Genomic DNA, 12,836 nt, shown 5'->3' on the forward strand with positions numbered 1-12,836 from the left:
CGACCTATCGCGCGAAAGTGCCGCTCGTTCACCCCGCCTGGCTGCGCGGCCGGGCGAGTTAGGGTCGATCCGTGGTGGTCGACGACGAGGGCCGCTCGGTGCCCGTTCCTGCTGACGTCCGTCGGGTCGTGTCGATCGTGCCGTCGCTCACCGAGGCGGTGGCCGAGACGGCGCCCGGTCTGCTGGTCGGCGCCACCGACTGGTGCACGCACCCCGCCGATCTCGACGTCACCCGCGTCAAGGGCACCAAGAACCCCGACGTCGCCGCGATCGTCGATCTGGCCCCCGACCTCGTGGTCGCCAACCAGGAGGAGAACCGCCTCCCCGATCTCGACGCCCTGCGCGCTGCGGGGATCGCCGTGTACGTCACCGACATCCGCACGGTCGACGACGCATTCAGGTCCTTGGCGCGGATGCTGGCCGCGTGCGGCCTCGACCGGCCCGCCTGGCTCGACGATGCGCAGGCCGCGTGGGCCGCGCTCCCCGAGCCGGCCCGGCGGCGCCGGGCGGTGGTGCCGATCTGGCGGAAACCCTGGATGGCGGTCGGGCGCGACACGTTCACGGGCGCCGTGCTCGCCCGCCTCGGCGTCGACAACGTGCTGGCCGGGCACGAGGAGCGCTACCCGCGCTTCGACCCCACCGCGCTGCCGGAGCACGACCTCGTGGTGTTGCCCGACGAGCCGTACCTCTTCACGGCCGATGACGGGCCCGAGGCGTTCCCCGATGTGCCTGCGGTGCTGGTCAGCGGGCGGCTGCTCACGTGGTACGGGCCGAGCCTCGCGGCGGCGGCCCGCGAGCTGCCGCCGCTGTTCACCGGGTGACCAGCAGCTCCTTCACACCCTCGGCGATCAGGCCCCGGAACACGGCGGAGTCGCGCAGCTCCGGGTCGAAGACCTCCTCCACGGCGAGCATCCGCTCGACGAGCCCACTCTCCGGCCCTGCGGCGGCGGTCCGCAGCCGGTCGGCCAGCGGGTCGTCCAGCGGCAGCGGCCGGCCGAGGGCGTCGCGCTCCCTGGCGACGTAGACCATCCAGGCCGCCACGGCCAGTGCCGCCCAGCGTGGTTCGGCCCCTGCGCGAAGGCGGTCGCGGACCGTGCCCAGGAGCCGGACGGGCAGCTTCTGGGAGCCGTCCATCGCCACCTGCGTGGTGCGGTGGCGCAGCACCGGGTTGGCGAAGCGGGCGAGCACCGACTGCTGGTAATCGGCCAGGTCTAGGTCGTCGGGACGGGTTAGCGTGGGCAGCGCGTCCTGCGCCATCAGCGCCGTGGCCGCCGCGGAGAGCCTGTCGTCGCGCATCGCCTCGGCGATCGTGGTGTACCCGGCGAGCGCGCCCGTGTAGGCCAGCAGCGAGTGGGTGGCATTGAGCAGGCGCAGCTTCACCGCCTCGTACGGCGCCACGTCGGCGGTCAGGGTGGCGCCTGCCCGGTGCCACGCGGGCACGGGCCCGGCGAAGTCGTCCTCGATCACCCACTGGCGAAACGGCTCGGCCACCACCAGCCCGTCGTCGCGCACGCCGAGCAGTTGGCGGGCCTGTGCGCGGTCGTCGTCGGTGGTGGCGGGCACGATCCTGTCGACCATGCTGCTCGGGAACGACACCGACGAGGCAACCCACTCCCGCAGCGGCTCGCCCTCCGCGGTGGGCAGCGCGGCGCAGAAGTCCGCCACGAGCCCGCGGACCACCTCTCCGTTGCCCACGAGGTTGTCGCACGACAGCACGGTGATCGATGCACCGTGCCGCCGATTGCGTTCCTGCAGGCCGCGCACGAGCCGGCCGATCGCCGTGACCGGCGCGTCGGTGCCGGTCAGGTCGGCCTGCACCCCCGCGTCCCGCAGGTCGAGCCTGCCGCTGGCGTCGCGCCGATACCCCTTCTCCGTGACGGTCAGGGTGACCACGCGGACCGCCTCGTCCGCGATCCGCGACTGCACCAACTCCGGCTGCTCGCCTGCCGACACCACCTCGAGCACCGAGCCGACCACACGGACCGAGACGCCGTCGTCGCTTCCCTCGAGCACGCCGTAGAACCCGTCCTGCGGGCCCAACTGGTCGACGACGGCACGCGAGCGCTGCGTCACCCCGCAGATCCCCCAGTGCCCGACGCCCTCGGCCGCCATCGCCTCCTCGGTGTAGACGGCCTGGTGGGCGCGGTGGAACGCGCCGATGCCGAGGTGCACGATGCCGACCGCGGCGTCAGGGCGCCGGGTGCCGACGTGCACGCCGGGAGCGATCCGGCCCAGGGTCGCCCCGGAGAGGCGGGGCACGTCCGTCGTCACGGTTCCGGTGTCTCCTTGACCCGGGCGACCAGCTGTGTCGGATTGACGAACCGCAGCGCGACGACGAGCAGCACGAGCATCGTCGACGTGTAGATCACGGCCATCGCGTCGACGGACTGCTGCGCCCGGATCCCGGCCGCCGACATCGAGTAGTAGAGCGCGACCACCAGCGTCTGCGAATCGGGGCCGGCGGTGAGGAACGTCAGCTCGAACATGCCCACGGTGCGCACCAGCACCAGGATGGCCGCCGCGAGCATGCCCGGTACGAGCAAGGGGCCGAGCACGCGGACGAACAGCGCGCGCGTCCCGGCGCCGCACATTCGCGCCGCCGCCTCGATGCTCGGGTTGATCTGCTCGATGAACGGCGTCATCGTGAGGATCACGAACGGCACCGACGGCACCAGGTTGGCGAGCACCACGCCCGAGGCGTTGCCCGCGAAGCCGAACTTGTAGAGCACGGTCGCGAGCGGGATGCCGTACGTGATCGGTGGCATGAGGATCGGAAGCAGGAACGCGAAGTAGACGATCTTCTTGCCCGGGAACGTGCGCCTGGCCAGCACATATGCGGCCGGCACCCCGATCAGCACCGAGATCACCACGACGAGCAGCGACACCTGCAGGGTGACGCCGACGACCTGGAGGAGCCCGAATTCCCGCCACGCCGTGGCGTACCAGCCCGTGGTGAAGCCGCTCGGCAGCCACGTGCCGAACCACTGGGTGCCGAACGAGCTCACCAGGACGGCGCCGATCACCCCAGCGAGGTTCACGAGGAAGAACGCGACGGCACCCCAGATCAGCCAGCCCGCCGGACTCGCGACGAGCCGACGCCGCGGGCGCGCCGAGGCGGTGTCGGCCATCAGCCCTTGCCTCCCGTCGAGCCGGTGTAGAGCCGCGAGCGCCACAGCAGGACGATGCCGATGACGATCAGCTCGACCGCCCCCATCACCATCGCGATGGCCGAGGCCAGCGAGTAGTCGTACTGCTCGTAGGCGGCCTGGTAGGCGGCGAGGGCGAGGACGCGCGTCTCCCCCGCCGGGTTGCCCACCAGAACCGCCGACGGGAACACGCTGAACGCGAGCACGAAGGCCAGGCAGAACGTGGTGGCGAGGCCGGGGGCGAGCAGCGGCAGCGTGATGTAGCGGAAGCGCTGGCGCCAGTCGGCCCCCAGCGTGGCCGCCGCCCGCTCCAGCGTGGGGTCGATCCCGGACAGGTAGGACAGGATCAGCAGGAACGCGAACGGGAACCCGGTGATCACCAGGGAGAAGAAGACGCCCCAGTAGTTGTTCACCAGCCGCACGGGATCGTCGATCAGCCCCAGCGACATCAGGACCTTGTTGAACCAGCCGGCCGGGCCGAGGTAGTTCAACAGGCCCTGTGCCGTGAGCACGGTGCCGAGCGTGATCGGGACGACGAGCACGATCGTCAGCAGCCGCTTCCCGCGGAAGCTGCCCCGCATCCGGTAGGCGATCGGCACGGACGCCAGCACGTTGAGCAGCGCCGCGGGGAGCGCAAGCCGGAGCGTGTTCCAGATCGTGCCGCTCTGGTAGGCGTCGGAGAAGAACGCCTGGTAGCTGGCGAACGGGCCGCCCTCCTCCGGCGCGAAGGAGAGCTGCAGGCCGTAGAAGAACGGGTAGAGGAACAGCAGCACCACGAACAGCACCGCAGGCAGGAGCAGGAGCAGGTGCCGGTCGATCCCTCGCTCGGCCAGGCGGTGGCGCAGCCCGGGGTCCTGCTCCCGGCGCTCCTGACCGGCTGCGCGTTCGGCGATGAGGCTCACGACGGCGCCTTCACGACGACACCGCGGCAACGAGCGGTTCCGGAACGTGCTCACCCGCTGCGAGCGGGTAGATGAGCAGGCGCTGGGGGTCGATGGTCAGGGTGACTGCGTCGCCCGGCGCCAGCCGCTGCTCGGTGCGCAGGTGCAGCGCCCGGCCGTCGGCCGTGCGGACCTCCACGGCGAGCTCGCGCCCCTGGTACCCCACCACCTCCACGGTGGCCGGTGTCCCGTCCCGCACATCCGCCGCGCTCACCAGCACGTCCTCGGGACGGACGGCCGCCGCCACCCGGTCCCCGACCGCGACGTCGGTCGTCGCCGTGCCGCGCAAGCGCAGCTCGCCGGCCTGCACCGCGATCTCCGTGCCACTCACGTGCGTGACGTCGACCTCCATGATGTTGCGGAAGCCCATGAAGTCCGCGACGTGCCAGTTCGCCGGCCGGGTGTGCAGCTCCTCGGATGTGCCGATCTGCTGCACCCGCCCCTCGCGGAGCACCACGAGCCGGTCGGCGAGCGAGAGCGCCTCCTCCTGGTCGTGGGTGACGTACACCGTGGTGAGCCCCAGCGACTGGTGCAGCCTGCGGATCTCCGACCGCATCTCCAGCCGCAGCTTCGCGTCCAGGTTGGACAACGGCTCGTCCATCAGCACGAGCGAGGGCTCCAGCACCACCGCACGGGCGATCGCCACGCGCTGCTGCTGGCCGCCGGAGAGCTGGCCGGGCAGCTTGCTCGCGTGCTCGTCGAGCTGGACGAGGCTGATCGCCTCGGCGGTGCGGCGCACGACCTCGGCGCGGGGCAGCCGCCGCATCTGCAGCCCGAAGGCGACGTTGCGACGCACCGACATGTGCGGGAAGAGCGCGTAGCTCTGGAACACCATGCCGAATCCGCGCTTCTCGGGTGGCAGCGCGTCGATCCGCCGCTCCCCCTCCGGCCCCCGTTGCCAGATGCTCCCGGTGGTGAGGGGCAGCAGGCCCGCCAGGCAGTTCAGCGCCGTCGACTTCCCGCAGCCGGACGGACCGAGCAACGCGATGAACTCGCCCGCTCTGATCGTCAGGTCGAGGTCGACCAGGGCGTCCTTGCCTGCGAACCGGCGTCCCACACCATCGAGCCGAAGTTCGGTGAACGAACCTTCGGTCACCGGCTGCCACCGCCGATCTCGCGGTCCCAACGGTCGAATGCGGCGACCATGTCCTTCGTGGCCAGCGGGGTGGCGGTGGGGTGGTCGCGGATCAGCGCCTCGTACTCGGGACGGCCGAACTGGGCGATCACGTCCCGGCTCTGCTGCGGCGCCATGTCGAGCGTGACGCCCTTGATCGCCGGGCCGGGGTAGAAGTAGCCGGTGTCGTAGGCCTTCGCCTGCTGCTGCGGAGTGAGCATGAACGCGAGCAGCGCGAGCACCGCTGACTGCTTGTCGGCCGAGACGCCCTTCGGGATCGCGGCGTAGTGGGCGTCGGTCACCCAGGTGAAGCCGTCGAGCGTGGTGACCTTGTAGTCGGCGGGCACGGTGCCCAGCGCGCGCGGGTTGATGTCCCAGCCGGTGGTGCTGACGATGATGTCGTAGGTGCCGTTGGCCAGGTTCTTCATCGTGTCCGCCGTGCCCGACGGGTAGGACTCGATGTGCTTGTTCAGCTCGGCCAGGTAGGCCCACGTCTTCGTCCAGCCGTTCACCGGGTCCTTGGGGTCGGAGTCGCCGAGGATGTAGGGCAGGCCCATCAGGAAGGTGCGTCCGGGCCCGGAGTTGGATGGGCGGGCGTAGCCGACCTTGCCGGGGTGCGCCGCGGCGTAGGCGAGCAGTTCGTCGGCGGTGTTCGGCGGGTCGGGCACGCGGTCGGGGGCGTACTCCAGCAGTGGCCCGGACGGGTAGTAGGTGATGACCACGCCCTGGTCGGCGGCCAGCTCCTGCATCGCGGCGGCGGGCTCGAGGTAGTCGTTCATCCCCGTCAGCCGATCCGCGAACTGCGGCAGCAGCGGCGTGAACAGGCCCTGCTCGGCACCCGCGGAGAGCCCGTCGGTGCCGGTGAGCACGAGGTCGATGTTGATGCGCCCGGCGTCCTGCTGGGCCTTGATCTTGCCCGCCATCTCGGGCGCGGCCGCTTTCTCGTACGTGACGCGCGAGACGACGTCCGGGTTCTGCGCCACGAACTCGTCGATCATCCCCTGGGTCAGCTGAAGGTTGCCCGCCACGTCCAGCACGTTCAGCGTCACCGGTGCACTCGGGCGCGCCGGCACCTCACCCGCAGGCACCTCGGCCGCGGGTGGTCCTCCCGGCGCGCCGCACGCCGTCATGAGCAGGAGTGCGCAGACCCCACCCGCAGTCAGAGCGGTGCGCCATTGCATCGTCATCCGGTCGGTCCCTTCGTGGAGTGGCCGCCCGGTGCGGGACGGCTGGTGGCGGGGGCGACACCGGTGGTGGCGCGCACGATGAGCTGGGCGGAGAGCTCCCGATCAGGAGCAGGCGAGTCGGCGGCGCCCTCGGCGAGCAGCGAGAGCAGCAGGACGACGGCGGCGCGGCCCGCCTCCCATTTCGGGATGGAGACGGTGGTGAGGGCCGGGTGGGTCATCGCCGACATGCTGATGTCGTCGCAGCCCAGCACGCTGATCTCGTCGGGCACCGACACCTGCCGGGCCCCCAGGCGGCTCAGCAGACCCAGCGCCACCACGTCGTTGTAGGCGATCACCGCTGTCGCTCCGGACGCCAGCGCCAGATCGGCAGCGGCGACTCCGCCCTCGAACCGCGGCGGGAAGTGGCCGAGATGCACGAGATCGCTACCGGTGTCCTCTGCGCTCTGGTGCAGGCCCCGCTCCCGCTGGGCGTTCGACCAGGACGTGCGCGGCCCGGCGACGTAGGCGATCCGCCGGTGGCCGAGCGCGGACAGGTGCTCCACCGCCTGCCGCATCCCGTCGGCGTTGTCGACGGTGACGCTCGGGCGTCCCTCGATGCGCCGGTTCATGAGGACGACCGAGCTGTCGACGCCGGCACGGGCCAGATCGTCGTCGGGGGAACGGGGCGAGCAGAGGACGATGCCGTCGACCTGTCGGTTGAGCGCCCGCAGCAACTCGACCTCGGCGCTCGCCTCCTCGTCGGTGTCGGCGATGAACAGCGAGTAGTCGGCCCCGCGGGCCGCCGCCTGCACGCCCTTGACCACTGACGAGAAGAACGGGTTGGACAGATCCGGAACGATGAGGCCGAGGTTGCCGGTGCGGCCGGTGATCAGCCCGCGGGCCGCGCGGTTCGGCTGGTAGCCGAGTCGGCCGGCCGCTTCCAGTACCCGCGCCCGGGTTGCCGGGTTCACGAGCTCCGGCATGGAGAGCGCGCGAGAGACCGTGGACTGCGAGACACCCGCGGCGGAGGCGACGTCACGGATGGTGGGGGCCACAGCTTCCCTCCGTCATCGTGTCGTCTCACAGGGTGAATCGCCGTGAGAGTGTGAAACCGTTTGTTGCCCCACGTCAAGGCCCACTTTGACCGTGACGGCGCTTGCCAATCGATGCTGTGTATTGCAATCCTTTTCAGACCGATTGGAGGCTAGATGCGTCCCCTGCTGCTCGACGACGACCGAGCCCTTCCCGCTGATCCCGCGACGCGGTCCGTGGCGCGGGAGGTCTACCACGCCACGCGTGATCTGCCGCTGGTCTGCATGCACGGGCACGTCGACGCCGGCGTGCTGGCGCAGGACCGGTCCTTCCCCGATCCGGCCGGCCTGTTCGTCGTGCCCGACCACTACTTGCTGCGCATGCTCGTGTCGCAGGGGGCCGAGCTGCGCGATCTCGGCGTCGCCGCAGGCGACGGCCCCGTCGAGACCGACCCACGTGTGATCTGGCGGCGCTTCTGCGCGGGATGGCACCTCTTCCGGGGTACGCCGACGCGGTACTGGCTGGAGCACGGGCTGCACGAGATCTTCGAGGTGACGGTGCAGCCCGGCGAGGACACCGCCGACGAGCTGTACGAGCACATCGCCGAGCGCCTCGCCAAGCCCGAGTTCCGGCCGCGGGCCCTGTTCGAGCGGTTCGGCATCGAGGTGCTGGCCACCACCGACTCCCCGCTCTCGACGCTGCCCGACCACGCCGTCCTGCGCGAGCAGGGGTGGGGCGACAAGGTGGTGCCGACCTTCCGCCCCGATGCCCTCCTGCACCTCGACCGCCCGACGTGGACGGCCGACGTCGACCAGCTGGCCGAGCTGACCGGCATCGACACGGGCTCCTACGCCGGATTCACCGACGCGCTGCGCGCGCGCCGGCGTGCGTTCGTCGAGGCGGGGGCGATGGCCACCGACCACGGGCACCTCGCCACCGACACCACCCCGCTGTCCGCCGCCGAGGCCGCCCGCGTGTACGCCGCGGCGCGGGCGGGCCACATCGAACCCGCCGACGCCGCCGCGTTCGCCGGCCACATGCTGCACGAGATGGCCCGGATGAGCTGCGAGGACGGGCTGGTGATGCAGGTGCACCCCGGCGTGCTGCGCGACCACGATCCCGCCGTGCACGCCCTCCACGGTCCCGACCAGGGCTTCGACATCCCGGTGCCCACCGAGTTCACCCGCGCACTGCGCCCGCTGCTGGAGTCGTTCGGCCGGGACCCCCGGTTCCGGCTCGTGGTGTTCACGGTGGACGAGACCACCTACTCACGCGAGCTCGCCCCGCTCGCCGGCGTCTACCCGGCGATGCGCCTCGGCGCACCGTGGTGGTTCCTCGACACTCCCGACGGCATGCGCCGCTTCCGCGAGGCCGTCACCGACACCGCGGGCTTCTACAACACCACGGGCTTCGTCGACGACACCCGCGCATTCCTCTCCATCCCGGCCCGCCACGACCTGGCCCGGCGAGTGGACGCCGGCCACCTCGCCCGCCTGGTGGCCGAGCACCGCCTAGGCCTGGACGAGGCGCTGGAGACAGCAGTGGACCTGGCCTACAACCTCCCGAAGGAGAGCTACGCCCGACGGTGAGCTGACGAGCGGCACTTCGGCCCGGTAGTTCTGGACGAACGCGCCGCTCGTACATCTGGATGGGGTGCCCCGGTGAGCGGTGGCGCGTTCGCGCGGTAGGCCTGGACGAACGCGCCGACCGTCCACCCCTGGAGCTGTCCCCGTGCCCGGCCGGGGCGGGCGGCGAAGCCGGAGTTTGAACGAGTGGTCCACCCGCGCGATACGTCTGGACGAGCGGGCCGCTCGTACACCTGGACGGCACCCCGGGGGTGAGCGGCTGGCGCGTTCGCGCGGTAGGCCTGGACGAGCGCGCCGACCGTCCACCCATGCCAGAGCGCTCGGCCAGGGATGGCGGCGAAGCCCGAGTTGAACGAGTGGCCCATCCGCGCGATAGCTCTGGACGAACGCGCCGATCGTGCACCCCTGGGGCTGTCGCCGCGCTCGGCCGGAACCCCGCGCAGGTAGGAGCGGGCGCCGGATAGGAGTTGAACGAGCGGCACGCTCGCGCGACAGGTCTGGACGAACGGGCCGCTCGCCCGCCGGCCCAGCCCGTCCTACGGACCATGATCACCGGATCGGACCCCACAACCGCAGATAACCCGGCCTTCTGGCCCCAAACGCTGATCATGAGCGGGTCCGCGAGCAGGCGCTCCGAATGACGGCCACTCCGCTCCGGCTCCGACGAGCGGCCCATTCACGCGATAGGCCTGGACGGACCGCTCGCCTACCGGCCCGGCCCGCACCATGAACCATGAACCATGAACCATGATCACCGAAGCGGACCCCACAACCGCAGATAACACGGCTCCCCGGCCCCAAACGCTGATCATGCGCAAGCGCGAGCAGGCGCTCGGGATAACGGCCGGCCCGCTCCGGCTCCGACGAGCGGCCCATTCACGCGATAGGCCTGGACGAACGCGCCGCTCGCCCACCAGCCCAGCCCGCCCCGCGGACCCATGATCACCGAAGCTGGCCCCGCAACCGCCGATAGCACGGCTCCCCGGCCCCAACTGCTGATCATGGAAGCGAACCCGCAACCAGGAGCGCAGCAGGGCGGCCACCCCAGCTCGGACCCCGACGAACGGCACACCTTCGCAAGAGATCCACACGAGCGGGCCGCTCACCCACCGGCCCGGCCCACCCCGCGAAGCCATGATCACCGGAGCGGACCCCGCAGCCGCTGATGACACGGTTCCCCGGCCCCAAACACTGATCATGGGAGGGACCCAACCTCAGGCTCCAACGAACGGCACGCTCGTGCGATAGATCTGGATGAACGGGCCGCTCGTTCATCCTCGGCCCCGCCCAGCCCCGCGGCCCGGCCCAGCCCGCACCCAGCCCAGCCCTCAGCCAGGCCCCGCGGCCCGGCCTCAGCCCGGCCCCGCGGTTCCGCCTCACCCGCGGCCCAGCCCCGCTGCCCCGCCCCAGCCCTCAGCCCAGCCCCACCGGCTCGCGCGCCACCGGCTCGCGCCCCACCCCACCACCACTGACCGAGCGGCACTCTCGCGCAATACGTCCGGACCGGCGTGCCTCTCGTACGGTCGCGGCCCCTGGCTCAGCGCACCTTGATTCGGGCGTCGCCGGGCTTGCCGTACTCCTCGTGGAGCGCGGGTAGCAGGTCGCGCTCGGCGAAGGCGAGGAACTCCGGCTGCGTCTCGCCACCCACTTGTACGAGCGCGACGTGTGTGAACCCCGCGTCCACGAACGGCCGTACCGCTTCGACGTGCGCCGCCACGTCCGGGCCGCAGGGGAGGCCCTCGGCCACGTCCTCCTGCCGCACGAACTGGGTGGCGGAGGCGAAGGCCGCGGGGCCGGGCAGCTCGGCGTTGATCTTCCAGCCACCGGCGAACCAGCGGAACTGGTCGTGGGCCAGCGCGATCGCCTCGTCGGTGTCGGTGCCCCAGCAGATCGGCTGCTGACCGATCTTGGGCAGTGTCATGCCCGCGGCCTTGTCGAAGTCCTGCACCAGGTCCGAGCGCGGCTCGACCGCCACCATCGCGTCCGCCACTGGAGCGAACGACTCGATCGACTGCCGTCCGGAGACCGCGACCGCGATCGGCACGCCACCGTCCGGGACGTCCCAGAGCTTCGCCGAGTCGACCCGGTAGTAGGTCCCGCTCCGGTTGACGTAGTCGCCCGTGAACAGCTCCCCGATGATCTCGACGGCCTCTCCGAGCATCTCGTGGCGCACGTTCACCGGGGGCCAGCCCCGGCCGATGACGTGCTCGTTGAGGTTCTCGCCGGCGCCCAGGCCGAGGACGAAGCGCTCTCCTCCTGCCAGCAGGGCCACGGTGGCCGCGTTGTGCGCCACGACAGCCGGGTGGTAGCGCATGATCGGGCAGGTCACGTAGGTCATCAGGGGCACACGTTCGGTGGCCGCCGCCACCGCCCCGAGTACCGGCCAGGCGTTGGGCGCGTGGCCCTGCGAGTCGAGCCACGGGAAGTAGTGGTCGCTGATCACCTCGAAGTCGAAGCCTGCGTCCTCGGCGGCGACGGCATCGGCGACGAGCTCACGCGGCCCGCGCTGCTCGCACAGCAAGGAGTAGCCGAAGGCGACCATGACGTCCTCTCGGTCGTGGAGTGGTCGCAATGCGGGTACCCCGGTAACCATGATCTACCCGGCCATGTCCTGGTCCTGCCCGGTTTCACCGCCTTGGCCGGGCGCCCGGCGCGGCGGATCAGCTCGCCGAGGTCAGATCGTGACGACCGAGGAGGACACCCCATGACCCGCAACGGTGAGGAACCGGCCGCACTGCCCGGCGACTTCTACGGCTACGCCGACCTGCTGGAGCGTGCGGACCGCGATCTGCTCGACAAGGTGCGCGGCTTCCTCGCCGAGCACGTCGCGCCGATCGCCCTCGAGCAGTGGGAACGGGCGGAGTTCCCACACCACTTGGTGCCGGAGATCGCGGCGCTCGACATCGCCGGGCTCGCCATCGACTTCCCCGGCCGCCCCGCGCGCAGCAAGCTGTGCACGTCGTTCGTCGCGGCGGAGTTCGCCAGAGCCGACGCGTCGATGGCCACCTTCTTCGGCGTCCACACCGGACTTGCCATGGGCACCATCGACGAGTGCGGCTCCGAGGAGCAGCGGGAGCGGTGGCTGCCCCCGATGCGCCGGATGGAGGCGATCGGGTCGTTCGGTCTCACCGAGCCGGACCACGGCTCCGACGTGGCAGGCGGCCTACACACCACCGCTCGCCGCGACGGTGGCACCTGGGTTCTCAACGGCGCCAAACGCTGGATCGGTAACGCCACGTTCGCCGACCTGAACATCATCTGGGCCCGGGACGAGGGCGACGGCGAGGTCAAGGGGTTCGTGGTCGAGAAGGGCACCCCGGGCTTCGTCGCCCGCAAGATCGAGCGAAAGCTCGCCCTGCGCACGGTGCAGAACGCGGACATCGAACTCACCGACTGCCGGGTGCCGGAGGAGAACCGGCTGGCCCGCGCGAACTCCTTCCGCGACACCGCCCGCGTGCTGCGGGCCACCCGCGGCGGTGTGGCCTGGAGCGCGGTCGGAGCGATGATGAACACCTACGAGCTGGCCAGGGACTACGCCGTCTCCCGCGAGCAGTTCGGCCGCCCGATCGCGAAGTTCCAGCTGGTCCAGGAGCACCTGGCCGCGATCATCGGAAACCTGACGGCGTCGCTCGGCATGGCGGTGCGGGTGGCGCAGCTGCAGGACCAGGGGATCTTCCGCGACGAGCAGGCAGCGCTCGCGAAGCAGTTCTGCACCACGCGGCTGCGGGAGAGCGTCGCCCGGGCCAGGGAGCTCTTCGGCGGCAACGGGATCGTGCTCGACTACGGGATCGCCAAGGTGTTCAACGACGCCGAGGCCCTCTACTCCTACGAGGGAACCCGGGAGATCAACA

At 71.2% G+C, this 12,836-nt stretch carries 10 protein-coding genes; 3 read left to right on the plus strand and 7 right to left on the minus strand.

The window, feature by feature from the left end; translation table 11 throughout:
- The first annotated feature begins 74 nt into the window (after nt 1-74).
- The gene (locus ABD743_RS02390) at nt 75-821 is read left to right on the plus strand and encodes a helical backbone metal receptor (protein ID WP_344718779.1); all 747 of its coding nucleotides are present in this window, start codon (nt 75-77) and stop codon (nt 819-821) included.
- Here the strand turns inward: ABD743_RS02390 and ABD743_RS02395 are convergent.
- From ABD743_RS02395 to ABD743_RS02420, 6 genes are read right to left on the minus strand one after another with little or no spacing between them, the layout of a single operon-like run.
- Entirely contained in the window at nt 811-2,271 is a 1,461-nt protein-coding gene (locus ABD743_RS02395; protein ID WP_344718298.1) for a mannitol dehydrogenase family protein, read from the minus strand. The two genes, ABD743_RS02390 and ABD743_RS02395, sit on opposite strands and share 11 nt — an antisense overlap.
- Nucleotides 2,268-3,128 (minus strand): ABC transporter permease, encoded by an 861-nt coding sequence (locus ABD743_RS02400; RefSeq protein ID WP_344718300.1) that lies wholly within the window; start codon nt 3,126-3,128, stop codon nt 2,268-2,270. The genes ABD743_RS02395 and ABD743_RS02400 overlap by 4 nt, the downstream gene beginning before the upstream one ends.
- Complete coding sequence (locus ABD743_RS02405; RefSeq protein ID WP_344718302.1) at nt 3,128-4,048, minus strand: ABC transporter permease; 921 nt, start codon at nt 4,046-4,048, stop codon at nt 3,128-3,130. Before ABD743_RS02405 ends, ABD743_RS02400 begins: the two co-directional genes overlap by 1 nt.
- A gap of 10 nt (nt 4,049-4,058) precedes the next feature.
- Nucleotides 4,059-5,183 carry an ABC transporter ATP-binding protein gene (locus ABD743_RS02410; protein ID WP_344718304.1) on the minus strand — a complete coding sequence of 375 codons (1,125 nt, stop codon included), beginning with the start codon at nt 5,181-5,183 and terminating at the stop codon, nt 4,059-4,061.
- Complete coding sequence (locus tag ABD743_RS02415; RefSeq protein WP_344718306.1) at nt 5,180-6,388, minus strand: extracellular solute-binding protein; 1,209 nt, start codon at nt 6,386-6,388, stop codon at nt 5,180-5,182. Before ABD743_RS02415 ends, ABD743_RS02410 begins: the two co-directional genes overlap by 4 nt.
- Entirely contained in the window at nt 6,385-7,422 is a 1,038-nt protein-coding gene (locus ABD743_RS02420) for a LacI family DNA-binding transcriptional regulator (protein ID WP_344718308.1), read from the minus strand. Before ABD743_RS02420 ends, ABD743_RS02415 begins: the two co-directional genes overlap by 4 nt.
- Nucleotides 7,423-7,575: 153 nt before the next feature.
- Between ABD743_RS02420 and uxaC the strand changes: the two genes are divergently transcribed.
- Nucleotides 7,576-8,988, plus strand: coding sequence for a glucuronate isomerase (gene uxaC / locus ABD743_RS02425; RefSeq protein ID WP_344718310.1), 1,413 nt, complete (start codon nt 7,576-7,578; stop codon nt 8,986-8,988).
- A gap of 1,534 nt (nt 8,989-10,522) precedes the next feature.
- Here uxaC and ABD743_RS02430 read toward each other — a convergent pair.
- Nucleotides 10,523-11,527 (minus strand): TIGR03557 family F420-dependent LLM class oxidoreductase, encoded by a 1,005-nt coding sequence (locus ABD743_RS02430; RefSeq protein ID WP_344718312.1) that lies wholly within the window; start codon nt 11,525-11,527, stop codon nt 10,523-10,525.
- A 162-nt stretch (nt 11,528-11,689) separates the two neighbouring features.
- On the opposite strand from ABD743_RS02430, the gene ABD743_RS02435 reads away from it, so the two are divergent.
- Nucleotides 11,690-12,836 (plus strand): acyl-CoA dehydrogenase family protein (locus ABD743_RS02435; protein WP_344718314.1); only part of this gene is annotated, 1,147 nt, incomplete at its 3' end.

Origin of the sequence: Pseudonocardia yunnanensis, assembly GCF_039534065.1 — a bacterium.
GTDB classification, from domain to species: domain Bacteria; phylum Actinomycetota; class Actinomycetes; order Mycobacteriales; family Pseudonocardiaceae; genus Pseudonocardia; species Pseudonocardia yunnanensis.